At 45.8% G+C, this 24169-nt stretch carries 22 protein-coding genes; 20 read left to right on the top strand and 2 right to left on the bottom strand.

From position 1 onward, the window contains the following. Positions 1–590: 590 nt before the first annotated feature. The 3 genes from ACI4N7_RS05265 (at position 591) to sfsA (ending at position 4273) form a co-directional block, all read left to right on the top strand. Entirely contained in the window at positions 591–1832 is a 1242-nt protein-coding gene (locus ACI4N7_RS05265) for an LL-diaminopimelate aminotransferase (protein WP_439732317.1), read from the top strand. A 123-nt stretch (positions 1833–1955) separates the two neighbouring features. Further along, positions 1956–3062, top strand: a complete 1107-nt coding sequence (gene ychF / locus ACI4N7_RS05270; RefSeq protein ID WP_439732318.1) for a redox-regulated ATPase YchF — start codon at positions 1956–1958, stop codon at positions 3060–3062. 50 nt (positions 3063–3112) lie between these two features. Then, on the top strand, positions 3113–4273 hold the full coding sequence (sfsA, locus tag ACI4N7_RS05275; protein WP_439732319.1) for a DNA/RNA nuclease SfsA: 1161 nt from the start codon (positions 3113–3115) through the stop codon (positions 4271–4273). A 113-nt stretch (positions 4274–4386) separates the two neighbouring features. Here sfsA and lgt read toward each other — a convergent pair whose 3' ends face one another. Continuing rightward, positions 4387–5178, bottom strand: a complete 792-nt coding sequence (gene lgt, locus ACI4N7_RS05280) for a prolipoprotein diacylglyceryl transferase (protein ID WP_439732320.1) — start codon at positions 5176–5178, stop codon at positions 4387–4389. Positions 5179–5795: 617 nt separating this feature from the next. Here lgt and ACI4N7_RS05285 point away from each other — a divergent pair. The 4 genes from ACI4N7_RS05285 (at position 5796) to serS (ending at position 9669) form a co-directional block, all read left to right on the top strand. Then, a complete protein-coding gene (locus ACI4N7_RS05285) occupies positions 5796–6476 on the top strand; it encodes a response regulator transcription factor (protein ID WP_439732321.1) in 681 nt (226 codons plus the stop codon). A 3-nt stretch (positions 6477–6479) separates the two neighbouring features. After that, a complete protein-coding gene (gene rnmV, locus ACI4N7_RS05290) occupies positions 6480–7025 on the top strand; it encodes a ribonuclease M5 (protein WP_439732322.1) in 546 nt (181 codons plus the stop codon). Beyond that, complete coding sequence (rsmA, locus tag ACI4N7_RS05295; RefSeq protein WP_439732323.1) at positions 7022–7882, top strand: 16S rRNA (adenine(1518)-N(6)/adenine(1519)-N(6))-dimethyltransferase RsmA; 861 nt, start codon at positions 7022–7024, stop codon at positions 7880–7882. The genes rnmV and rsmA overlap by 4 nt, the downstream gene beginning before the upstream one ends. 467 nt (positions 7883–8349) lie before the next feature. Then, a complete protein-coding gene (gene serS, locus ACI4N7_RS05300) occupies positions 8350–9669 on the top strand; it encodes a serine--tRNA ligase (protein ID WP_439732324.1) in 1320 nt (439 codons plus the stop codon). Positions 9670–9810: 141 nt separating this feature from the next. Here the strand turns inward: serS and ACI4N7_RS05305 are convergent, their stop codons facing one another. Next, entirely contained in the window at positions 9811–11004 is a 1194-nt protein-coding gene (locus ACI4N7_RS05305; protein WP_439732325.1) for a class I SAM-dependent methyltransferase, read from the bottom strand. 192 nt (positions 11005–11196) lie between these two features. On the opposite strand from ACI4N7_RS05305, the gene ACI4N7_RS05310 reads away from it, so the two are divergent. From ACI4N7_RS05310 to ACI4N7_RS05370, 13 genes are all read left to right on the top strand, one after another. Then, positions 11197–11925 (top strand): NfeD family protein, encoded by a 729-nt coding sequence (locus ACI4N7_RS05310; RefSeq protein ID WP_439732326.1) that lies wholly within the window; start codon positions 11197–11199, stop codon positions 11923–11925. Between the two features lie 42 nt (positions 11926–11967). Beyond that, positions 11968–12951, top strand: a complete 984-nt coding sequence (floA, locus tag ACI4N7_RS05315) for a flotillin-like protein FloA (RefSeq protein ID WP_439732327.1) — start codon at positions 11968–11970, stop codon at positions 12949–12951. A 9-nt stretch (positions 12952–12960) separates the two neighbouring features. Further along, positions 12961–13413 (top strand): hypothetical protein, encoded by a 453-nt coding sequence (locus tag ACI4N7_RS05320; protein WP_439732328.1) that lies wholly within the window; start codon positions 12961–12963, stop codon positions 13411–13413. Positions 13414–13536: 123 nt separating this feature from the next. Beyond that, positions 13537–13947, top strand: a complete 411-nt coding sequence (locus ACI4N7_RS05325; RefSeq protein WP_439732329.1) for a hypothetical protein — start codon at positions 13537–13539, stop codon at positions 13945–13947. A gap of 167 nt (positions 13948–14114) precedes the next feature. After that, the gene (locus ACI4N7_RS05330; RefSeq protein WP_439732330.1) at positions 14115–15299 is read left to right on the top strand and encodes a S1C family serine protease; all 1185 of its coding nucleotides are present in this window, start codon (positions 14115–14117) and stop codon (positions 15297–15299) included. Continuing rightward, entirely contained in the window at positions 15299–15778 is a 480-nt protein-coding gene (gene rlmH / locus ACI4N7_RS05335) for a 23S rRNA (pseudouridine(1915)-N(3))-methyltransferase RlmH (protein ID WP_439732331.1), read from the top strand. Before ACI4N7_RS05330 ends, rlmH begins: the two co-directional genes overlap by 1 nt. 326 nt (positions 15779–16104) lie before the next feature. Next, positions 16105–16656 (top strand): CBS domain-containing protein, encoded by a 552-nt coding sequence (locus ACI4N7_RS05340; RefSeq protein ID WP_439732332.1) that lies wholly within the window; start codon positions 16105–16107, stop codon positions 16654–16656. Between the two features lie 288 nt (positions 16657–16944). Next, a complete protein-coding gene (locus ACI4N7_RS05345; RefSeq protein ID WP_439732349.1) occupies positions 16945–18192 on the top strand; it encodes a TrkH family potassium uptake protein in 1248 nt (415 codons plus the stop codon). 11 nt (positions 18193–18203) lie between these two features. Continuing rightward, a complete protein-coding gene (locus ACI4N7_RS05350; protein ID WP_439732333.1) occupies positions 18204–18866 on the top strand; it encodes a potassium channel family protein in 663 nt (220 codons plus the stop codon). A gap of 382 nt (positions 18867–19248) precedes the next feature. Next, positions 19249–20508: a UDP-N-acetylglucosamine 1-carboxyvinyltransferase gene (gene murA, locus ACI4N7_RS05355; RefSeq protein WP_439732334.1), complete on the top strand. Its 1260-nt coding sequence runs from the start codon at positions 19249–19251 to the stop codon at positions 20506–20508. Beyond that, entirely contained in the window at positions 20486–21583 is a 1098-nt protein-coding gene (locus ACI4N7_RS05360) for a rod shape-determining protein (protein WP_439732335.1), read from the top strand. Before murA ends, ACI4N7_RS05360 begins: the two co-directional genes overlap by 23 nt. Positions 21584–21958: 375 nt before the next feature. Continuing rightward, positions 21959–22246 (top strand): hypothetical protein, encoded by a 288-nt coding sequence (locus ACI4N7_RS05365; protein WP_439732336.1) that lies wholly within the window; start codon positions 21959–21961, stop codon positions 22244–22246. 17 nt (positions 22247–22263) lie between these two features. Continuing rightward, positions 22264–24169, top strand: a 1906-nt coding sequence (locus ACI4N7_RS05370) for a SpoIVB peptidase S55 domain-containing protein (RefSeq protein WP_439732337.1), incomplete at its 3' end; no start/stop codon positions are given.

Genomic DNA, 24169 nt, shown 5'->3' on the forward strand with positions numbered 1-24169 from the left:
TGCTATTAAATCTGCCTGCGCAGACAGAGTAGCTGCTCTCTGCAAAAAATATCCGTTGTACAAAGATTTATAATCTTTTCTTTGACAGAAAAACTCCCCTTTCAGGGGAGTTTTTTCGTGGGGTAACCGCTTTTCTGCTGCGATGGGCGAAGGAAGAAAGGAAAGTAGGAGCAGGATTTGAACATCGCATCTTTGTTTTCCCCGGGTTGTTAAGGCCTGTTAAAGAGAAGCCGCCGCAGTTGCGCATAAGAAAATATTAGAGGTCCAAAATTTTTTCTGCTTTTTCAAAAATCATGGCTTACCTTTATATAAAGGAGCAGGAAAAAGTACACGGTTTAACGAAAGCGGTCCATTAAAAGCAGGTATGGTAAATTGATGAAAGCATGCAGGGAAAACATTGGCTCATATGAGCTATCTTCTCTTTGATTGCTGTCTCTGTGTGCAGGCCCGCTGTTGACACAGGTAACGGAAAACGGCTCCGGCAGATTTGAAAATCATTTTTGATAAACATTATGGGGTATGTTAAAATATAAAAGTCATCTTGATTTCCCATAGCAAAAGAAAATTGTATATATGAGAGGCGATGTTTTATGGCACATTGTAATGAAAATTATTTAAATCTTCAGGGAGCCTATCTGTTTGCTACTGTTCGGCAGAAGCAGAATGCCTATAAAGAATCCCATCCGGATGCAGATATTATTTCTCTTGGCATCGGTGATGTGACTCAGCCGCTGGCTCCGGTAGTCATTGAAGCTATGCATAAGGCTGTGGATGAAATGGCTCATATGGAAACATTCCGCGGCTATGGGCCTGAACAGGGATATATGTTCCTTAGGGAAGCTATTGCTAAGCATGATTTCCAGGACAGAGGATGCGATATCAGCCCTGATGAAATTTTCGTCAGCGACGGTGCTAAGTGCGATACAGGCAATATGCAGGAAATTTTTGCAGAATCGGACATTGTAGCTGTTACAGATCCGGTGTATCCGGTTTATGTGGACAGCAATGTCATGGCTGGACGGAGCGGTAAATTTGTGCATGGCTCCTATGAACGTCTGGAATATCTTCCCTGCTATGAAGAATGCGGATTCAAAGCCAATCTGCCTTCTCATGACCCCATGATCATTTATCTCTGTTCTCCTAATAATCCTACTGGTGCAGCTCTGAATAAAAAGGACCTTACCATGTGGGTGAAGTATGCAAAGCAGACGGGATCGGTCATTTTCTTTGATGCAGCTTACGAAGCCTTTATTACGGAAGATGATATTCCTCACAGCATTTATGAAATCGAAGGAGCTAAAGAGGTAGCCATCGAATTCCGTTCCTACTCAAAGACAGCCGGATTTACCGGTGTTCGCTGCGGCTACTGCGTCGTACCGAAGGAACTGATGCTGGAAACAAAGTCCGGCGAAAAAGTATCAGCTAATGCTCTTTGGGACCGCCGCCAGTGCACCAAGTTCAACGGCTGCTCCTATATCGTGCAGCGTGGTGCAGAAGCTATTTATACAGAAGAAGGACAGAAGCAGATCCAGAAGACACTGGATGTGTATCGGAATAATGCCAGAGTGATTCTTGATGGCGTGAAAGAAGCAGGTCTTTCTGCATGCGGCGGCGTAAACAGCCCCTATGTATGGCTTTCTGTACCGAAGGGAATGACAAGCTGGGAATTCTTTGATTATCTTCTCAATGAGGCACAGATTATCTGCACCCCTGGTTCGGGATTTGGCCCCTGCGGAGAAGGCTACGTACGCCTTACTTCCTTTAACACACCGGAACTGACAAAGGAAGCTGTGGAAAGATTGAAGAAAGCTGTAAAGAAGCTGTCTAAATAAAATGGTTTAAGGTGTAGAAAATCTACCTTTCTAGAAAGAGCGATCATCCGACTGTGGAAAGATGTATCTTTTGTGAGGAAAGGTAGATTTCTGCCTGTTTAAGTAAGATTGTAAGGAGTTTTCATGAGTACAAATCTGCAGATTGGCATTGTAGGTCTTCCAAATGTAGGAAAGAGTACCCTATTCAATGCCATCACCAAAGCTGGTGCGGAAGCGGCCAATTTCCCATTCTGCACCATTGAACCGAATGTGGGTGTGGTAGAAGTACCGGATCACCGTATTTATGATCTGGCTGCCATGTTCAAACCAAAGAAAACGACCCCGGCCTTTACCCGATTTGTAGATATTGCAGGTCTGGTGGCAGGTGCGTCCAAGGGAGAAGGTCTGGGAAATCAGTTTTTGAGCCATATCCGTGAAACGGATGCTATTGCCCATGTGGTACGCTGCTTTGAAGATGGCAATATTACCCACGTGGAAGGTTCCATTGATCCGGTGCGTGATATGGACATTATCAATACGGAACTGTGCCTGGCAGATCTGGAAAGCGTAGATAAGAAAAAGGCTAAGACAGCCAAGCTGGCCCAGGCCGGTATCAAACAGGCCAAGGCAGATCTACCGGTACTGGAAAGAGTATATGATGCACTGCAGAATGGCACTCCGGCCAGGGCTCTGGATCTTTCGGAAGATGATCTGGAAATCCTGAAGGAACTGAATCTTATTACCTTAAAACCTGTACTCTACGTACTTAATATGGCAGAAGACGATATTGCCGATCCTCTGGCTAACAAGTATGTACAGGCCGCCAGTGCAGAAGCAGAGAAGGAAGGAGCCAAATGGGTTCCTATTTCTGCAGAAATCGAAGAAGAAGTGTCCGAACTGGATGGAGAAGAAGCGAAAGCTTTCCTGGCAGATCTGGGAGAAGAGGAGCCGGGGCTGAACCGCCTGATCCGTACAGCCTACTCCATGCTGGGTCTAATTAACTTCTTTACCGTGGGACCGGATGAATGCCGTTCCTGGACGGTGAAGGCAGGAACAAAGGCGCCCAAGGCGGCAGGAAAGATCCACAGTGATATCGAACGTGGCTTTATCCGTGCAGAAATCGTTTCTTATGATGATCTCATGGCCTGCGGTTCCTTTAATGCGGTCCGTGAAAAGGGACTTCTCCGAGTTGAAGGAAAGGATTATATTATCCAGGACGGAGATATTGCTTATTTCCGCTTTAATGTATAACAGAGGAAAGGGAAAAGACCGGCATAAGGCCGGTCTTTTTTATAAGGATCATGGAAAAAATCTATGAAACAATCGTGGAAGGGAAATTCCTTGACCGTCCGAACCGGTTTGTATGTCATGCGGAGGTATTGGGAGAAAAGGTGCTCTGCCATATGCCCAATCCAGGCCGAATGAAGGAGCTTCTTTTTCCTGGAGTTAAACTCTATCTCACGCCTAACAGGAAGGGGCTTCGTACTGCCTATCGGGTTATCGGGTGTGAAAAAGGAAATCATGTTTTTTACCTGGATACTACCCGGGCAAACGATGTGGCTGCTGATCTGGTGAGTCATGGCAGGATTCCTGGATGGGAGAACTATTTTCTGGCAGGCCGGGAAGTCACCATGGGAGACAGCCGTTTCGACCTGCTCCTGGGTGATGCGGAAACGGGAGAAACCTTTCCGGTGGAAGTCAAATCCTGCAGTCTTGCAGGAAAGAAAGGAGCCATGTTTCCCGATGCTCCTACGGAACGGGGAAGGAAGCATCTGACCCATCTGGTGGACATGGGAAAGAATGGAGAACATGCAGGCCTCCTTGTACTTGTGCATTATGGGGATGCTCAGTGGTTCCTGCCTGATTACCATACGGATCTTCCATTTGCGGAAGAATTTCGAAGAGGTATGGATGTGCTTGACTGGAAAGCCTGCGTCATTCCATGGACAAAAGAATTTCTTATGCCGGAAAGGGTAAGACTGATTCCCTCGTCTAAAGAAGTACTGGACAGGGAAATGGGAAATGCCGGTGACTATATGATCGTGCTTTCTCTGGATGAAGACAGAACCATAGCAGTGGGAAGTCTGGGGGATATTCAATTTCCCAAAGGATATTATGTGTATGTAGGCTCTGCCCGAAAAAACCTGGATCAGCGGATAGCGCACCACAAAGCACTGCGGAAAGGACGTCACTGGCACATGGACTATTTCAGGGGAGCCTGCCGCTTTGCAGGTGCTATTCCCATTCGTACCGCTGATGACCTGGAACACCGGCTGGCTGGGGCAGTGGAAAAGATAGCTCCATGGAGCATACCAGGCTTTGGATGCACCGACTGCCGCTGCTCTTCCCACCTTTTTGGCTTCCATGAAAATCCCATGCATCTTCCTGCTTTTCTAAAATTGGAAGAACAGTTTGAGATAGATCGGCTTGATGGACTGGTAGACAGTTGGAACTGTTTCTAAAGGACTGAAGATAGTGTTTTATTTTCCTTTTTCTGCTGCTGGAATTGGATGTAAATAATAAAAATGCGCTCTCTTTTTGAGGGCGCATTTTTTATGTATGATTCGCAGCAGAATTATTGGCTGACTTCCTCTTTATCTTTTCTGTAACGGATGGAGAAGTAAATAAATACAATGGCTGCCCCTGTAAATCCGGCCAGAGCAGTGAGCTGGGCGCTTTTCAGGCCAAAGGCCAGTGTACCGTAGTCGCCGCGGAAGTATTCCAGGAAGAAACGGAGAAGAGAGTACAGCATAATGTAGAGGCAGAAGGTAGTGCCTCTGGCATGTTTGAAGCAGGAATACCAGAGGAGGAGGCCAAGGATAATGAGATCGCCCTGGCATTCCCATACTTCTGCTGGCCACAGGGGCTGGGCACCATAGGTGTGGTAGGCAAGGGTGGTGGAAGGATAGAGGATACCAAAATCAGCACCGGTAGGGTGGCCGAAGGCATCGCCGTTCATGAAGTTGGCAATACGTCCGATAGCCTGGCCGAAGATGATGGCCGGGGCAATGATGTCGGCAAACTGCAGCGCTGGAATATGCCGCTTCCTTAGAAAAACATATCCGGCAATGCAGGCAAAGATGACACCACCCTGAATTGCCATGCCGCCCTGCCAAACATAGGGGATTTCCAGAAGATGGTTATGGTAATAATCCCAGTCAAAGAAAAAGACATCCCACAGGCGGCCGCCGATGATACCGATAAAAGCAATAGTGAGTCCCAAGTCGAACATGCACTCATGCCAGCCTCTTCCGTCTTTCTTCAAAAGATAATAGGCCATAATACAGCCGAATATGATGCCTAAAGAAAAGAAAATACCGTAGAAGCGGATGGGAAATCCACCGATAAATGTAACATACTGGTGCATAAATGTATTCTCCTTTATGATATACTACGTGTCTGCCAACAAATCAATACTGCCTCCATTATACAATGGCCTGCAATAGAAGAAGGCATCTGCATGAAAAAAAGCCCACAAGGGGAAAGAAAAAAGTTTGAAATTTATCACTTATTGCACTTATTATATCAATTTGTAACTAATGAAACAATTATTAGTAAATGTACATTGGACATATATATTAATCTAATTCAACACCAATAATAGAAAACTTTTATACCTATAGGGGGTATAGGTACAATGCATTTTTCACATTATTATTTAATAAAAGCCATTGGGCTGGATAACTGGAAAAAGCAAGATAAATACGTATATTTTTTGATTTTCATAGAAATATAGAATGAGTTTGATTTATAATATTGAAGGAATCATTAAATAGTATTTAACAAAACTCTTTTATTTTTTATAGAAAGCACTTGAAATCAACAAATCTCATGGTATGATGATTATAGAAAGTTTAAGTTCATCAAAAGAACTTATCTCAGCTGCATCAAAGGAATTATAACAATAATAAATTCATTCCTAATAATAACAATAATAACAGGGCAGCTTTTTTATTTGTGTTTTGCTTTTTTGGGAGGTACCCTATGAGAAACTGCGTATTAATTATTGAACATGATGCCAGTGTGAGCCGTTTTATGCAGCTTAAGCTGGAAGAGGCCGGATTTACCAGCCTGATTGATAATACAGGAGATTCAGCTGTGGATCTTGCCGGACAGAGGCAGGCGGATATTGTTGTTCTTGATCCTGATGAACCGATGAAGGACGGACACGAAATTCTTGGAAAGATCAGAGAAATCAGCCCAATTCCCATTATTTATCTGTCGTCGGATTCCAGTGTGGATGCTAAAGTCAATGCTCTCAATGCAGGAGCAGATGATTATATGACAAAGCCCTATGCGACCAAAGAGCTGATTGCAAGGATTCATGCAGCACTGCGCCGTCATGAAGAACCGAAAATTATTGTAGATCCCGCATTTACCATCGGTGATCTTTCCATTTATCCGGATCGTCATGAAGTACGGGCAGGGGATGAAGTGATTGATCTTACGAAAAAGGAGTTTGATCTTCTTCTTTTCCTGGCTAAAAATAAGAACCGCGTAATCAAACGTGAAGAAATCCTGGAGAAAGTATGGGGATACGGCTATGCAGGGAAAACAAATATTGTAGACGTATACATCCGTTATCTGCGGAGCAAGATTGATGAAAAAGTGGGAAAGAAATACATCCACACAGTCCGCGGCATCGGTTATGCAGCAAGAGACTGATTTATGATTAAGCAGGTCATTGTTGTAGAAGGAAAATCGGATATCGCCCGGGTGGGCATGGCAGTGGATGCTGATATGATCGCCACCGGTGGTTTTGCATTGAAAAAGAAGACCATCGATGAGATCCGCTGCGCTTATGAAAAAAGGGGAATCATTATCCTGACCGATCCTGATGGGCCTGGAGAGAGAATCCGACAGCGTCTTTCCAAAATGTTTCCAAAGGCGCTGCATGCCTTTGTTCCCAAGTCTGAGGCATCAACGGCCGATGATGTGGGCATAGAAGACGCTTCTCCCGATTCTATCAGAAAAGCGCTTGAGAAACTCCGGATTTTATATCAGGAGGACTCAGGACTTTTTTCTACGGAGGATCTTTTTACTGCCGGGCTTTCCGGACAGCCGGATTCTTCCCAGAAACGAGCCCGGGTAGGGGCTCTGCTTGGCATCGGATATGGCAATGCCAAACAGTTTGTAAAAAGACTGAATCATTATGGAATTACCCGTGATGAATGGGATCAGGCATTGCAAATGTGCCGGGAGGACTCAAAATGAAAGAGGCCAATCTTGCAGACCGGCAGGTAGTGCAGTATGTCATCAAGCGCTTTGGCATCCATGCCAAGCATAAATTGGGGCAGAATTTTCTCATTCGTCCCGATGTGGTGGCTGCCATCGCCGATGCAGCGGAACTGGGTGAAGGTGTTCCTGTCATGGAAATCGGTGCCGGCATCGGCACACTGACCCAGGCTTTGGCAGAAACCGGTGCAGAGGTTACGGCCTTTGAACTGGATAAAAGTCTGGAACGAGTACTTTCCCATACCCTGGAGCATTATGACAATATTCATATCATTTATGAGGATGTACTGAAAGCGGATCTGAAAACTATCCTGGGAGACAGGGACTGGCGCTGTGCAGCTAATCTGCCTTACTATATTACCACGCCTATCCTTTTGTCCCTGATCCAGTCAGACCTTCCCATTTCTCTCTTCGTTTTTATGATGCAGAAAGAAGTGGCCGACAGGATTCTGGCAGAACCGGGATCCAAAGATTATGGTGCATTGACTTTGGCAGTTAATTTTGACTGTACCGCCGAACGGGTCCTGGACATACCGCCTTCTGCTTTTATTCCTCGTCCCCAGGTGACTTCCACCGTTTTAAAACTGCGGCGGAGAGAAAAACCGGCGGTAGAAGTGAAAGACAGGAAACTCTTCTTCTCTTTAGTTAAAATGGGCTTCGGCCAGCGCCGGAAAGTTTTTACCAACGCCATGAAATCCGGCGGTATTCCCTCTGACTGGATTCCTGCCGTTTTGGAAACAGCGGGCATTGACGGAAAACGGAGAGGCGAAACTTTCTCCATGGAAGAATACGGCAGACTGGCAGATGCCTGGTATGATAAAATTCATGAATCATGAATGATAAAAACCCGGAGAGACATTCTCCGGGTTTTGCAATGCAGTAAAGCATAAATAAATATCATTTTTCACTTTATGCTTCTTTGTGGTTACCGGCAGCTTTTGGTGACATTGCTGCCTGCTCTGCACCTTTTCTTCCCTCATATCCTGTCTTTACAAAAAATGAGACGGGCGCTATAATAAGAACAACGCAGGGAAAGAGAATACCTTTTCCCTATGCCTCTAGAGAAAAGACGGCTGGTGAAAGTCTTGGCAGAAGGAAAAGTTTCCACTCAGGAGCGGCTGGTGAAGAACCGGACGGCTGGTAACCGATACAAACTTTGAGCTGGCTTTTGCAAATTGGGTGGCACCGCGATAACTTCGTCCCATGGAGGGGTGAAGTTTTTTTATTTCCTCGCTTATATGCCGGGAAAGGGCAGAGATGAGCTGTTCCTTTTATGGCAAATTTGATACAGGGAGAGATCGTTATGTTAGACATCAAATTTATTCGTGAACATGCTGACGAGGTAAAACAGAACCTGGTAAACCGTCACAATCCATTTGACTTGGACAAGGTACTTGAGCTGGATGGAAAGAGAAGGGAACTTCTGCAGGAAACGGAAGCGCTGAAGAGCGAAAAAAATGCAGAATCCAAGAAAATCGCTCAGGCGAAGAAAAATGGAGAAGATGCTGCAGCGGCAATCGCTTCCATGAGGGAAGTAGGAAAGAAGATTGCAGCCATTGATAAGGAACTGGGAGATGTGGAAAACACATTAAATGAACTGCTTCTTCATATCCCGAACATGGCAGATAAATCTGTACCTGTCGGCAAGGATGACAGTGAAAACCCGGAAGTCCGCCGCTGGGGTGAAATTCCCAAGTTTGATTTCCCCATTAAGGCTCATTATGAGCTGGGAGATGATCTGGGTATTCTTGATGCTGAAAGGGCAGGCAAGGTATCCGGTGCCCGTTTTTATTTCTATCTTTCCGGTGCTGCCCGTCTGGAAAGAGCAGTATACAACTTCATGCTGGATCTCCACACAAAGGAAAATGACTATACGGAAGTAATTCCTCCTTATATCATTAATGGCAAATCCATGCAGGGCACCGGCCAGCTTCCTAAATTTGCAGAAGATATGTACAAGGTGGAAGGAGAAAACATGTATATGACTCCTACTGCTGAAGTACCGCTGACCAATTATTTCTCCGGGGAAATCCTGGATGGCGATATGCTGCCTGTTCATCTGACAGCACTTACCCCCTGCTTCCGTAAAGAAGCAGGTTCTGCCGGCAAAGATACCCGTGGACTGATCCGCCAGCACCAGTTCCATAAAGTAGAAATGGTGAAGTACTGCAAACCGGAAGACAGCTGGGATGAATTGGAATCCCTGACTGCAGAAGCAGAAAAAGTACTGCAGCGTCTGAAACTTCCATATCATGTGGTCTGCCTCTGCACCGGAGATATCGGATTCTCCTCTGCCAAGACTTATGATATCGAAGTATGGATGCCGGCACAGAATAAGTACCGTGAAATTTCTTCCTGCTCCAACTGTCTTGATTTCCAGGCGCGCCGTGCTAATATCCGTTTCCGTCGTACACCGGGAGCGAAACCGGAATTTGTGCACACTTTGAATGGTTCTGGTCTGGCTGTAGGAAGAACTGTAGCAGCCATTATGGAAAACTATCAGCAGGCTGATGGCACGATTAAAGTACCGGAAGCACTGGTTCCCTATATGGGAGGCATCACTGTTATCGGAAAGAGAAACGGCTTCCCCAGCTCTAAACCGGTAGCTAAAGAAGAAAAATAATCAATAAATACAATTCAAAAAATCTCTGCTGAACGGCAGAGATTTTTTGATCATGAGAGGAAATCGGCCATCGGCCTGTCAACCTTACCTCCGGAACCCATGAAAAAAGGACCGCAGCGCGGTCCTTTTTTTGATTAAATATTATTTCTCACTATAAATTGATTCCATGGTCATAGGCAGGTCATTATTGATTCCTTTGCTCAGAATGAACTGGCCTACATCCAGTACACCGGTACGGAAACCGGATTCGCAGCCCCGGAGGTAAATGTCCCAGAGGCGTTTGAATTTTTCATCATACTTGGCAGGCAGGCTGTCCTTATGGACATTGAATGCTTCAGCCCAGGCATGAAGAGTCTTTGCATAGTGGCGGCGAAGGCTTTCAAAACCAATCATCCGAAGATCAAAGAGAGGGAAAAGGGAAACAGTTTCACGGATTCCGGGAACATAGCCGCCGGGGAAAATATACTTGGTCATCCAGTTGTTTGTTTCTTTTTCCTGGGGATCCATGTTGAGGATGGAGTGGAGAAGGAAAAGACCGCCCGGTTTCAGAAGATGAGAGACCTTATTGAAATAGAGGGGCAGGTATTTCTTACCCACATGTTCGAACATGCCGATGGAAACGATTTTATCGAACTGGTAATCATCGGAGTCCAGATCCAGATAGTTTTCCAGGATGACGTCTACTTTTCCGTCCAAGCCTTCCTTATGAATCCGTTCTTTCGCAGCCTTGTACTGCTCTTCCGACAGGGTAATGCCATATGCATGCACACCGTATTTCTTGGCTGCATAGATGATGAGTTCGCCCCATCCGCAGCCGATATCCAGCAGTTTTTCTCCCGGCTGCAGGAAAAGCTTCCGAAGGGACAGATCAATTTTATTCATCTGCGCTTCATAAAGAGTATCACTGCTGTGTTTAAAATAGGCACAGGAGTAGGTCCGGGTAGGATCCAGGAAGGTATCGAACAGTTCATTGCCTAAATCATAATGAGCATGAATATTGGCTTTCTCTCTCTTTTCTTCTTCTTTAAGAAGCTTCTGACGAAGGGCGCCCAGATGGTAAGGGAGTTCTACCGGATCTTTTTCAAAGGCAGTAGCTACAATATCATCCAGACTGCCTTCAAAATCTACAATACCATCCACATAAGCAGAGCCGATCAGCACGTCCAGATCTTCTTTTAAATCAGAAGGGGAGAAGCTGGGTTCCTTGTTGAAAATGACTTTAAACTTTGGCGGAGTAGAACCATAATCTTTTTCAGTACCATCCCAAAAGCGTACTGTAAAACCACCTTTTTTCCATAATTGTAAAGCCATGTTAAGCGCTTCTTTTTTAAACATAAGGCACCTCCTGATTTAATATTTATTGCTTATCATTATTATAACACTTTACAGGCAGAATGGTTATACGGCCACGACGGGGAAAATGGTTCTTCCTGCTCATGGTGGCGGGACAGTGTCGTAATATAGTATAATTTAAACAGAAGGAAAAAAATTTCCTTTGAAACCGATTGGCAGGAAAGGAGCGGGATCATGAAATATCATTTGGAGAGACTGCTGCTGTTCCTGCTGTTTTTCCTTTCGACTCTGGAGCCGGTCCATGCTTTTGATGGCAGGGATGTGGCGGCTATGATTCAGCACCCGTTAATTGAAACCGTGCTGGCAGCGGTGATACTGATTTCCATTGCGGCGGAAATCAAGACTGCTGGATTTTCAGGAGGGGCACTGGCTGCAGCGGCAGCCGGATGTATTCTTATCGGTGCCAACTGGTATGTAGACAAAAGCTTCTTTTGGGAGTTTGTTCTTTACTTTGGCGGTCTGGTGCTTATTTTCACTGATATTCTGCTCTTTATGTCCGGAGCAGGCATTGTTTGCGGTCTGGTTCTTGTTCTGGGCGGTTTATTTCTGACTTTTGGAGGAGGAACAGAAGCTCTTTATATTTTGTCCTTTGCTGTGCTTGTTGCAGGAGCTGTGCTTTATTTTATCCTTGGCCATTTGGAAAGCAGCCGTTTCTGGAAGAAAATTACTCTGCATACGGAGCTTAGGGGAAATAAGGGATTTGTTTCTTCTTCTTTGGATTTGAAGGGGCTGAAGGGAAAGAAGGGCGTTGCAGTTTCTGTTCTTCGGCCCGCAGGCAAAGTTAAAATTGAAGAGCATCTGGTGGATGCTCTGTCAGAAGGAACCTTTATCCGGGCAGGAAAGCCCGTGATAGTAGAAAAAGCAGAAGCAGGCTATGTGGTGGTCAGGGAAATCCTTCCCTGAGCTCTGTCAGAATATATCAAAGTTTTGATAAAGGAGGAACCTATGGAATTTATGGTATTTCCGTTTTTAATTCTTGTCATTGCGGCAGCGGCACTTTCGGTATTTCTTCATTTTGTGCCTATCGGACTGTGGATTTCCGCTCTGGCTGCCGGTGTCTCTATTTCGCTTTTCAACCTGGTGGGCATGCGTATCCGCCGTGTAGAGCCCAGAATGATCGTGCTGCCTTTAATTAAAGGAACAAAGGCAGGTCTTTCTCTCAATGTAAACCAGCTGGAAGCCCATTATCTGGCAGGCGGCAATGTGGATAACGTAGTGGATGCTCTGATTGCAGCACATCGCGCCCAGATAGACCTGTCTTTTGAACAGGCTGCAGCCATTGATCTGGCCGGGCGTAATGTGCTGGAGGCTGTACAGATGAGTGTCAATCCGAAAGTCATTGAAACGCCTACGATTTCAGCGGTGGCCAAGAATGGCATTGAACTGAAGGTTCGTGCCAGGGTTACGGTGCGTGCCAATATTGACAGACTGGTAGGTGGCGCAGGGGAAGCTACTATTATAGCCCGCGTAGGGGAAGGCATTGTCACCACGGTAGGTTCTTCTGAAAAACATACGGATGTGCTGGAAAATCCGGATCATATTTCCCAGACTGTACTGGAAAAGGGTCTGGATTCAGGCACTGCTTTTGAAATCCTTTCCATCGATATTGCCGATGTGGATGTGGGAAGGAATATAGGAGCTCAGCTGCAGACAGATCAGGCAGAAGCTGATAAGCAGATTGCCCAGGCACGGGCGGAGGAAAGAAGAGCTATGGCTGTGGCAAAGGAACAGGAAATGCGGGCTTACACGCAGGAAATGCAGGCCAAAGTAGTGGAAGCGGAAGCAGAAGTGCCTAAAGCCATGGCAGAAGCGCTGCGAAGCGGTCATCTGGGAGTGATGGACTATTACAATCTGAAGAATATTGAGGCAGATACGGAAATGCGTGATACGATTGCCGGAAACGGCAGGAAAAACCGGAAAGAAACTTAAGGTGGGCTCATGAAAGAAAATAATGATGCATCCCGGGGCTATGACTATGGCAGAATGCGCCGAAGGATGCTGCAGTCCTGGGGGAAAAAGGATACGGCTCCGGTCCCGAAAAAAGAGGAAACTGCCCGGGGAGAGGATAAAAAACGGCATACAACCTTTAAAGTTAAACAAAAATCTGCTAAAATAAAAGGGGAAAAAAGTGAATCCCGCATCAGAAAGCCGGCAGTTTTCCGCACAGTGGAAGTTTTGCCGAAACCAGAGACCAAAAAAATTTCTGCATCGGTGATTTCTGCAGACAAGAGAAAGACTCCCGAAGTCGTGGAGATGCAGGGAATAAAAGATAAGGAAAAGACAGGAACCAGCTTTTCCGGGAATTTAGAAGCAGATGCCAGGCAGTGGGTGATTTATGATGCTGTTTTTGGTCTGCCCCGAAGTAAACGTCCCTGGAAGCCTCTCCGATAAAAGCTGTTTTTATTATATGTAAAGGATGGCTGAATCATATTGGATACTTATAAAGAAAAATTGTATGGCAAAATTTTATGGGAGTGTTATCGATCAAAACTGTATATTTTTTTTCTGTCTCTGATGTATGTTATTTTCAGCGCAGCGTCCATTATTTTCGCTATCTGGCATGATTTGAATCATGGTATTGTCTTTTATGCAGTGGCCGTGCTGGTTGTTCTTTTCTCTCTCTGGAGAATCAACCGGGTACACAGTCCGGTTGCCCTGATTTGCGAGAATAAACTGCTGGTAGCTGTGCCCTGGTCTTTTGTCAATTCTGATTATTATATTTCCATTCATCCATTTTATATGCCTGTTGAATATAAAGAAGTAGCTGGTGTTTCCAACGGCTGGAACAGGCTTTACATCGGTGCCCGGATTGCGGGAGGTATTGTGGCTCTTCCAGTACAGCTGGCCTATGTTTCTATGGGAGATAAAATTGATTTCCAGAACTGGGTAGAACGGAAGCAGGAAGAAGTAGTGGAAAATTCCTGATCATTTCCCCTGTTTGCCAAGTTTTCCAGATAAGCAGCATTTTCTTCGGAAAGTGCTGCTTTTTTTGTGGTAAAAGGAGCGCTTTTCTTTACAGTCTATGGATAGCTTGTGCTATAATGAGTGAACAACAATTTGAAAAGATTTTCCCAATGGGGCAGGAGGCTGCTATGGATAGAGAAGACTTGGATAAAAAACTGAAAGAACATGGAGAAGCTATGAAGGAGACCAGTCAGGGCTCCCGCAGCGGAAGAATGAAAATCGCAGCGCTGGCATTGGCCATGCTGATTATAGGCGGAGCAGGCGGATGCTATTTTGGCGGATTCTCTGCTCCCGGTAAAAGCGGTGCCTCTTCTTCTTACCAGGTGCCCGGCAGTACCAATAAGAAAATGGAAGACCTACCGGCTGTCCGCAATACGGCCGTTGTGCAGGCGGTTAAAGAAGTGGGTCCTGCAATCGTGGGAATTACGACCAGGGTCTATGATCGGGATATGTTCAACCGGCGGGTAGAGGTAGGACAGAGTGTAGGGTCCGGCGTCCTTTTTGATAAAAAAGGCTACATTGTAACCAACAACCATGTAGTATCCGGCAGTAAGGAAGTCAATGTCTGCCTTTCCAACGGCAAGACAGTAGCCGGTAAGGTCATCGGCACCGATCCCTCCACCGATCTGGCTGTTGTTAAAATTGACGGCAGTGATGATCTGCCGGTGGCTGAATTTGGAGATTCCGATGCCCTTCAGGTAGGGGAAACAGCTATTGCTATTGGCAACCCTCTGGGACTGGAGTTCCAGGGAACAGTGACGGTAGGCGTTATCAGTGCATTGAACCGCAGTCTTGACGATATTGACCAGCGGTTTAAACTTATCCAGACCGATGCAGCTATTAACCCCGGTAATTCCGGCGGCGCACTGGTTACTGCCGATGGAAAAGTGGTAGGAATCAACAGTGCAAAAATAGCTAAAGAAGGGGTAGAAGGCATGGGCTTTGCCATTCCGATCAACTCTGCCAAAGGCATTATCCAGCAGCTGATTTCCGATGGCAAGGTAACAAGAGCTTATCTTGGCGTTTATGCGGCAGATAAAGATATTGCTCAGCGGTATGGTTACAACTGGGATCATGACGGTGGCGTGCTTGTTATGAAAATTGCCTCCAGAAGCCCCGTGAGTCTTACGGATATTCGTCCCGGCGATTATATTCTGGCTATTGACGGACAGACCTTTGATACCGTTAAGGGTATGCGGGATATACTGGATACCCATAAACCGGGCGATCGGATCAAGCTGACTTATGAACATAACGGACGGAAGACGGAAACAGAAGTCCTCCTTGCATCGGCACCGGAGTCTACAAACTGATGAAATTCACCTTTCTGACGATTGGAAAAATTAAAGAAAAATGGATGAGGCAGGGAATTGATGAATACGTCAAACGGCTTACCCCCATGGCCAGGGTAGAAATCCTGGCGCCGGATGAAGAAAAGATGCCGGAAAATCCTTCGCTGGCCCTGAAAGAGAAAGTGATGGAAAAGGAAGGGGAAAAACTGCTGAAATATCTACGGGACGATGATTTCCTGATTCTTCTGGATTTAAAGGGACAGCCGATTACTTCAGAGGGATTGGCAGATCTGCTGCAGCAGAAAATGGTAGGTGGAACCAGCCATTTCTTCTTTATGATCGGCGGTCCCTATGGAAATGGGGAAAATATCCGGAAACGGGCGAACCTTAAAATTTCAATCAGTGCCATGACCTTTACCCATCAGATGGCCAGACTGATCCTGGCAGAACAGGTTTACCGGGCCATGAAAATCATTCGCCATGAACCCTATCATCTGTAGACTGCTGGGAGCTTTTGGCGGAGAAGGAATGGACTCCCCGTCCGGGTCTGTTTTTGGGGGAGCAGAGTATGGACTGTGCCACTGTTGTGCCGGTTCAGGGATCGCGTTTTCTATTTTTTTGAGTTCAATAAATACAATCTCTATACTGCATTCTGCTTACGCTGTTCGTGTTTCTTCACTGCAACGTTGTACAGATTGAACTTTTTAAAACAGGGATGTCAAAGGCATCCCTGTTTCATTTCTTCTATTTGCACCTTTCCCGAAAATTCGTTAAAATATAGGTAGAAACAGACAGAATTTTAAGGTCTTTCAAAGGAGGGGTTCATATGCCGTCCAAAACACTGAAAGTCAAAGATTTCATGACCAAGTATGTATTTACCGTATCTCCGGATGTTACTGTACATCGGCTGGTAGGGCTGTTTATTACCCATCCTGTCAGTGCCATTCCTGTGGTAGGAGATGACAATGAACTTCTGGGGATTGTTTCAGAAGGAGATCTTCTCTATAAGAAAGTGACTCCTAAAATTCCCCAGTATGTAGATGTGCTGGGCGGAAATCTGTATTACTGCGGTTTTGGCCGGTATGAAAAGTCTTTCAGGAAACTGCTTGCTACAACGGCAGCGGAAATTATGACTAAGGATGTTCGCTGTGTGACACCGGAAACAGATATGGAGACAGTGACAACTCTGATGGTGGATGAGCATCTGAAAACGGTACCGGTGGTAGAAAAGAAAAAGACCGGCGCTACGGATTCCGGTATCCTGCCCCCGGCTAGACTGGTAGGTATTATCACCAGGCATGATATCCTGGGGGCCATTGCAGCTACTGAGGCAGAGGAGCTGCTGAAAAGCGGGGAAGCAGAAAAAGCGGATCAATGATGGGAAGGTGTTTTCCGGCGCATCATTTTGGAAAATCGATTTTTTATAAAAAACTGCACGCTGGCGGTGCAGTTTTTTATTTGGCTTGTCCATAGTATAATAATAGCAGTATCCTGAATCAGGAAAAGGAAGGCTGCTTCTTTCATTCCCTGAAGCAGTATATGGAGGGAGTAGGGAGGTACCATAATTATGGGTAGGATGGTCATCCGTGTTTTAAATAAAATGCACAGGGGGATCCTGATCTGTGGAGGCTTTGCGCTCTTCATGCTGTTCGGCGCTTTTCTCCTCATGCTGCCTTGGGCTCAGACGGGCACAAGGGAGGTTTCTTTTATTGATGCCCTTTTTATGTCAGTAAGTACGGTGAGTGTTACCGGCATGAGCATGTTTGATTTGAAAAATGATTTTACCCTTTTCGGACAGCTTGTTTTTCTTTTTCTGATGCAGGTAGGCGGTCTTGGTATTATGACTATGATGGCCATGGTCAGTATTTATACAGGACGGAAAATCCGGCTGCAGGAACGGCTTCTGATTCGGGATTCTTTTAACTTGCAGACTCCTTCGGGTATGGTGATGCTGGTGCGGAAAATCATCCTCATGACTCTGGCTGTAGAATTTACTTCCGGCACTCTCCTGGCAATATATCTGTATTTTCAGTACGGTGTGAGAGGCATTTATCTTGGCTACTGGTATGCTGTATCTGCTTTCACGAACTGCGGTATGGATATCATGGGAAATGATGTGGGATTTGCCGGTATGGCGGCAGACAGTTTTGTAGGGACCATTATTGTTATTACCATGTTCCTCGGCGGCGTAGGATTTCTTGCACTGGACGATATTCTGAGAAACAGGAAATGGGCGAAACTTTCTTTTAACAGTAAATTCATACTGACTATGGAAGCCATTCTGATTCCGCTTGGGGTGGTGGTGTATTACCTGCTGGAAGGCAATAATCCGGAAACCATGGGTCATATGGGGACACTGGAAAAATGGCAGAGTGCTCTTTTCATGTCTGTATCTTCAAGACTTGCAGGATTTACAGTATTTGATATTCATTCCATGATGAGCTCTACTGTGCTCTTTGTGATGATGTTCATGTTTATCGGTTCGGCTCCTGTTTCTACAGGAGGCGGTATCAGGACTACTACCATGGGGCTCCTGATGCTTTCCCTCTATGCCTGGATACGGGGCAAGCGGGAAGTGGTGCTGTTTCACAAACAGGTAGATTCTAAATGCCTGGTGAAGGCGTCCAACGTATTTACGCTGGCCATGGTTCTCACCTTTATTACCGCTTTCAGCGTTTTCACGCTGGAGCCCAAGGATTTCAGCTTTGAAAATGCGCTTTTTGAATCGGTATCTGCCTTCAGTACGGTAGGGTTCAGCATGGGTCTTACGGGGGAATGGAATACTCCCTGTAAAATCGTTCTTATGATTGCCATGTATATCGGACGTATCGGCGTAATGACGCTGGCTGTTACCTTTGCAGGCCATCATAACAGTTCTGTCAAGTATCCGAAGGAAAATGTTGTTATTGGATAGAGGTTATCAGGATGAGTCAGAAATTACAGTTCTTTGTTGCCGGTCTGGGCCGGTTTGGGAAAAGTGTGGCTGTTACTCTGGAAAAAATGGGCTATGATGTAATGGCCATGGATATTGATGAAGATGTGGTGCAGGATTTATCGGATACCTTGGGATATGTAGTCTGTGCAGACTGCTCCGATGAGAAAAACCTGGCTGCTATCGGTGCAGGAAATGCAGATGTGGCTGTGGTTTCTGTAGGAGAATTGTCCGCAAGCCTTATGACAACCCTGCTCTTGAAAGAAATGGGCGTCAAGAAAATTGTGGTAAAGGCGCTGGATCCGCTTCACGGCAAAATGCTGCAGAAAATCGGAGCGGATAAGGTTATCTATTCCGAAAAGGAAATGGGGGTCCGGGTGGCTCATAACCTGATTTCTCCAGGCATCGTGGACTATATCGAAATGGAGAATAATATTACCATCCTGTCCATTCACGTGCCGGAGGACTGGATAGGCAAAAGCATCCTTGATATTGATATAAGAAAGAAATACAATATCACTGTTGTAGCGATTAAAAGAAAAGGGGAAATGTATGTCAATCCCCATCCGGATATGCAGATGGCTTCTGACGACATGCTTATCATCCTGGGAGACTCGGAAAGCGTCAAGCGGGTTACGGCTAGTCTGGAGCAATAGAATCCTTGAAATCATATATATTTTTTGCTATGATACATGTAATTTGATTTTTTAAATGGTCTGCTGGACCTGTTCTGCGGGTCGGAAAGGCAGGGGGCTGCATGAAAAATGGCAGTTTGGATTCCCTCTTTCTGTGTTTCCGACAGACAGGTTGCTGCAGTATAGGGGAATGACTGACGGATTTGGTGCATTTTCATATGCATTTTGATTCAGCGTCCGACATAGATGGTGCAGACATCCGTTATGCATGAAGACGTACATCAAAACATTGAATAAACATGTATATGAAATCCGATTCTAAGTCCAATCAGTGTGTCCTTAAGGTATATGATTGATAGAATATGAGATTCCTTTGGTTTTTGTGTAACAGGAGTGATTCCTTTTGGAAAAATTAGTGATTCATGGCGGCCGCCCTCTTCATGGACATGTCCGCGTTTCCAGTGCTAAAAATGCAGTTCTTCCTATTATCGTGGCGACACTGCTTCCTTCAACCCCTGCATCTATCGTAGATGCACCGAATCTGGATGATGTGACCACCATCTGCAGTGTTCTGGAATCTTTGGGCGTCAAAGTAACAAAAGAAGATAATATACTGAACTTTGATGCTTCCATGCTGGATAAAACAGAGGCTTCCTATGAACTGATGAGCAAAATGAGGGCTTCTTTCCTCATTATGGGACCTCTTCTGGCTAAAATGGGCCATGCAAAAATTGCTCTTCCAGGAGGATGCATGATCGGCAGCCGCCCTATCGATCTTCATCTGAAGGCTTTTGAAGCCATGGGGGCGGAGATTAATGTGGGAAACGGATTTGTTGAAGGCTATGCACCGCATGGACTGAAGGGTACCACCATTTATTTGGATTTTCCCAGCGTAGGCGCTACAGAAAATATCCTTATGGCTGCAGCTACTGCTGAAGGCCGCACCATTATTGAAAATGCAGCGGAAGAGCCGGAAATCGTAGATCTGGTTACTTTCCTGAACTCCATGGGTGCCAACATTAAGGGAGCCGGTACCAATATCATCCGCATAGAAGGCGTAAAGGAACTGCAGGGCGTTTCTCATACCGTTATTCCCGACCGTATTGAAGCGGGTACGTTTATGATTGGCGCAGCCATGGTAGGTGGTGATGTGGTGATCGATAATGTACTGACGGAACATTTGAAGCCTCTTCTGGCCAAGCTGAATGAAGCAGGCGTGAAAGTGATTAAAGATATTGATAGTGTCCGTGTCATCAGCGATGGGCACATTCGTTCCACAGACATTAAAACACTGCCATATCCTGGATTCCCTACAGACCTGCAGGCTCAGTTCATGGCACTGATGACTATAGGAAATGGCATCAGCAAAATTACAGAAACGGTTTTTGAAAACCGCTTCATGCATGTAGGCGAACTGCAGCGCATGGGCGCTTCCATCCAGGTGGAGGGAAGATGTGCCATTGTTCAGGGTGTACCTTTCCTGACAGGCGCTTTTGTAAGGGCTACAGATCTCAGGGCCGGGGCAGCATTGACCATTGCAGGGCTTGCAGCTCATGGGGAAACGGAAGTAGGAGAACTTCACCATATTGACCGTGGATATGATCATCTTGTAGAAAAACTGCAGGGGTTAGGAGCAGACATTGTCAGAGTCGACAGGGACTAAGAAAACATCCCGTAAATTTTCTATTCCATCAGGGCAGAATTCCCTGATAGACTGGATCGGTTCCTTAGGGTCTGAAGACATTGGCGTAGATATCGGGACATCGAATATTGTTCTTTTTATCAAGCATAAAGGTCTTGTTTTCCCTGAAGCTTCCGTCATTGCCAAAAATCAGCTTACAGGGGAGTATTTTGCCTATGGAACCAAGGCGGAAGAAATGGAGGGGAAAACCCCTCCGGAAATCCATATCAGTCATCCCATGAAGGAAAGCGCCATTGTGGATTATAATGGTACGGCCTATCTGTTAAATTCTATTGTGAATCAATCCTATCTGAAAGGCATGTTTTTTCATCCCCGTCTTATGATGTGTGTGCCTACCGGCATTAACAGCGTACAGCGGAGGGCTCTTCTGGAAGCAGCTGTAGCTATCGGCGCCAGAAAGACGGTGCTTATTGACCAGCCGCTGGCGGCAGTGATGGGCATGGGACTGGAAACTCACCAGAAGGAAGGCACCATGATTGTAGACATGGGCGGCGGTTCCACCAAAATTTCTGTCCTGTCCAGGCAGGGAATTGTAGTGAGCCATTTTTCTACTGAGTCCGGTAATGCCATGGATATGGCTGTGCTGAATACAGTTCGGGATAAATACCATATCCGCATCGGGCAAAAAGAAGCAGAAAGTCTGAAAATTGCACTGGGGGCTTCCTGGGATTTAGACAGGGCACCCCGGGTGGCGGAGACAAGCGGTCTTTCCATTGTATCAGGACTTCCGGTGAAAATTGCGGTAACCAGTGAAGATATCGCCAATGCTATCAATCCCATTCTCTACAAAATTTTTACCCATATCCGGGATGTGCTGCAGCGTACACCTCCGGCTCTTCTTGCTTCTATCCGTGAGAGCGGGATCATGATGATTGGAGGAGCTTCCCAGCTTCGGGGCATGGATGAACTGATATCCAAAATTATCGGTGTATCCGCTCATGTAGCTGACAGACCTTCCTATGTCAATGCTGTAGGAGCTGGCTCGGCTTTGAATTATATTAATGATTTCAGGGATTCACTGCAGGATCTGCACTGAAAAAATAAACAGCATAATGTGAAAAGTACGGCAGGGGAACCGGCTGTACTTTTTTGCTTTTTTAAGAATGTTGAAATGGTATTTTTGAAGGGAAACTTTTCTTTCTGGCTGGTATTTCCCCATAGAATCTCATAAAAATCATTAAATTTAAAGAAAAAATTCATAGACCGTGGTAAAATAAAACTGATAATGGTCAGAAAAGCGCTGATTTATCTATAGAATCGAAGTTCTTTCTCTAATGCTCTAGACAAACGTTTCTTAAACATCTGCTGTTGATGTAAGATTCTTCTCTGCCTGATTTCAAATAGAAAAAGAAACTCGATTAACTGAAAAATCATCGTTTTCCTGGTGTCAATAAAGAAATGAGGGATATACATGGAAACATGGAAAAAAGCAGGACTGATCGCAGCAGCAGCTATGATGGCTGTTCCTGCTGCAGCTGCAGAAATTTCCCAGAATGCTGTTCTTTCAGGGACGGTTACATCAGTGGTGGACATTAATACGCCCGTAAAGGAAGGGCAGGTGCTGGCTACGGTGGATTCCCTGGTGGGGCCGGTACCCGCTGCGAGAGCGGATGCGGACGGCATTGTGAAAAAAGTACTGGTGGTTAAGGGACAGCAGATTACTAAGCAGGATACTGTGGCTGTTATTGAATCCAATTGACGGATAAGGAGTTTTTCATGCACGGGATTTCAAAAAAGAAAATAAAAAAGCTGGCCCTTTCTCTCTGCCTGGCTTTGAGCTGTTTTACCCCGGTTCTGGGAGCGGAAGAATTTCTTCCTGTATCTGAGGTAAAGGAAGGCATGCATGGATATGCCAAGACCGTGGTACATGGGACTAAAATTGATACTTTTAATGTGGATGTTCTGGGTATCATGAAAAATAAGGGAGCCACTGGAGGCGATCTGGTGCTGGTCAAAGTATCGGGGCCTCTGATTGATGAAACCGGAGGTATTGCCCAGGGGATGAGCGGAAGTCCTGTGTATATTAATGGGAAACTTCTTGGAGCTATTGCCTACGGGTTTCCTCAGTCTGAAGGCAGGATAGGCATGGTAACGCCCATTTCCGATATGCTGCGCCTGTGGACGATTGACAGCAGCACAAAAGAGGAAAAGGGGAAGGAAAGCGGTTTGATCCCTCTTGCTACCCCTCTCATGGCATCAGGCTATACACCGGCGGGCATGTCTTTTCTGACGGATCGGATGAAGGACTTTAACATGGTGCCCTATGCGGCAGCCTCTTCCGGATCTGATGAAACTCCAAGACCTCTGGAGGCAGGAGGGGCTGTATCAGCAACCCTGGTAACCGGTGATTTGAAGCTGGGGGCCATCGGTACGGTGACCTATGTAGACGGTGATCATATGGTAGCTTTTGGACATCCTTTTATGGATAAGGGAAGCTCCAGCTACTTCATGCATAATTCCTATATTTTTACTGTCGTTCCCAGCCGGAATATTCCCTTCAAGCTGGGCAGTGTAGGGGCTGAAATCGGGGAAGTGAATGAAGACAGGGGATCCGGAATCAGCGGACTTTCCGGTAAGATTCCTGAATCCGTGCGGCTCCATTCCCAGGTACTGGATGAAGACACCGGAAGGACAGGAGATCTGAATGTAAGGATGATACAGAATGAACGGATGCTGCCCATGCTTTCCGTCACGTCCGTGTATAATAATCTCAGCAATACTCTGGACAGGAACGGGGAGGGCACCGTTTCTCTTTCCTATACCCTTTATCCTGAAGATTTAAAGAAGAAACCCTTTACCCGTTCCAATATGTACTGGTCCAGCAAGGATATTTCCGAGCGGAGCGTAGATGAAATGTATAATGTCATCCGCCTTTTGGAACAGAATCGGTTTGAACCCTATAAACTTCGTGATATTACAGTGGATATGAAGGTTACCGGGGAACGACGGACAGCCCAGCTGCTGGATGCTTCTGCTTCGCCTACTGTTGTCAGTCCTGGAGATACGATTTACGTGCGGGCAAGACTTGCGCCTTATAGGGGCGAGGTATTTTACAAAGACCTGGCTTTCACAGTCCCCAAGGATCAGCCTTTGGGCAGTATGATTCTGGAAGTTCGGGGCGGAGGCGTGATTCCGCTTCCTTACCTTATTCAGCAGCAGAAGTATAACCTGACGGATGAGATTCTGGAAAGAATCCGTACCTATAAGGATTTTGATGATTTATTCCATAAACTGGAATCGGAAGACAAAAATAACCAGGTGGTAGTAGAAATTCTGGATCCCAATGTAAGCATGATTTCTAAGGATGAAAACAGTGGAACAAAAGCGGAAATTCAGGATAAACGTCCATCCCAGAATCCTGATTATCTGAAAGGGAAAAATAAGGACGGCAAAGAAGGGGAAAAAGAGGAAGATACCCCGAAGAGCAGTGTGGATACGGACTACGTAGTTTACGGTGATGGTCAGTTTACATTCCAGGTCATGGCGCCGGCTGATCGAGACAAAGCCCTTAGAAAACTGGCAAAATCCAATCAGAAAATGATTGCAGATATGAAAAATGAAGGGAAGGAATCCATTTCCGGAAAAGACAGGGATGGAAAGGCGTCTGCTGAAAAAGAAGAAG

The sequence above is a fragment of the Dialister sp. genome, assembly GCF_051885895.1.
Lineage (GTDB): Bacteria > Bacillota > Negativicutes > Veillonellales > Dialisteraceae > Dialister.

Bases quoted from the DNA above. Each gene is read 5' to 3' on its own strand.
- ACI4N7_RS05265 (WP_439732317.1), top strand. From the start codon at position 591: ATGGCACATTGTAATGAAAATTATTTAAATCTTCAGGGAGCCTATCTG.
- ychF (WP_439732318.1), top strand. From the start codon at position 1,956: ATGAGTACAAATCTGCAGATTGGCATTGTAGGTCTTCCAAATGTAGGA.
- sfsA (WP_439732319.1), top strand. From the start codon at position 3,113: ATGGAAAAAATCTATGAAACAATCGTGGAAGGGAAATTCCTTGACCGT.
- lgt (WP_439732320.1), bottom strand. From the start codon at position 5,178: ATGCACCAGTATGTTACATTTATCGGTGGATTTCCCATCCGCTTCTAC.
- ACI4N7_RS05285 (WP_439732321.1), top strand. From the start codon at position 5,796: ATGAGAAACTGCGTATTAATTATTGAACATGATGCCAGTGTGAGCCGT.
- rnmV (WP_439732322.1), top strand. From the start codon at position 6,480: ATGATTAAGCAGGTCATTGTTGTAGAAGGAAAATCGGATATCGCCCGG.
- rsmA (WP_439732323.1), top strand. From the start codon at position 7,022: ATGAAAGAGGCCAATCTTGCAGACCGGCAGGTAGTGCAGTATGTCATC.
- serS (WP_439732324.1), top strand. From the start codon at position 8,350: ATGTTAGACATCAAATTTATTCGTGAACATGCTGACGAGGTAAAACAG.
- ACI4N7_RS05305 (WP_439732325.1), bottom strand. From the start codon at position 11,004: ATGTTTAAAAAAGAAGCGCTTAACATGGCTTTACAATTATGGAAAAAA.
- ACI4N7_RS05310 (WP_439732326.1), top strand. From the start codon at position 11,197: ATGAAATATCATTTGGAGAGACTGCTGCTGTTCCTGCTGTTTTTCCTT.
- floA (WP_439732327.1), top strand. From the start codon at position 11,968: ATGGAATTTATGGTATTTCCGTTTTTAATTCTTGTCATTGCGGCAGCG.
- ACI4N7_RS05320 (WP_439732328.1), top strand. From the start codon at position 12,961: ATGAAAGAAAATAATGATGCATCCCGGGGCTATGACTATGGCAGAATG.
- ACI4N7_RS05325 (WP_439732329.1), top strand. From the start codon at position 13,537: ATGTATGTTATTTTCAGCGCAGCGTCCATTATTTTCGCTATCTGGCAT.
- ACI4N7_RS05330 (WP_439732330.1), top strand. From the start codon at position 14,115: ATGGATAGAGAAGACTTGGATAAAAAACTGAAAGAACATGGAGAAGCT.
- rlmH (WP_439732331.1), top strand. From the start codon at position 15,299: ATGAAATTCACCTTTCTGACGATTGGAAAAATTAAAGAAAAATGGATG.
- ACI4N7_RS05340 (WP_439732332.1), top strand. From the start codon at position 16,105: ATGCCGTCCAAAACACTGAAAGTCAAAGATTTCATGACCAAGTATGTA.
- ACI4N7_RS05345 (WP_439732349.1), top strand. From the start codon at position 16,945: ATGCTGCCTTGGGCTCAGACGGGCACAAGGGAGGTTTCTTTTATTGAT.
- ACI4N7_RS05350 (WP_439732333.1), top strand. From the start codon at position 18,204: ATGAGTCAGAAATTACAGTTCTTTGTTGCCGGTCTGGGCCGGTTTGGG.
- ACI4N7_RS05365 (WP_439732336.1), top strand. From the start codon at position 21,959: ATGGAAACATGGAAAAAAGCAGGACTGATCGCAGCAGCAGCTATGATG.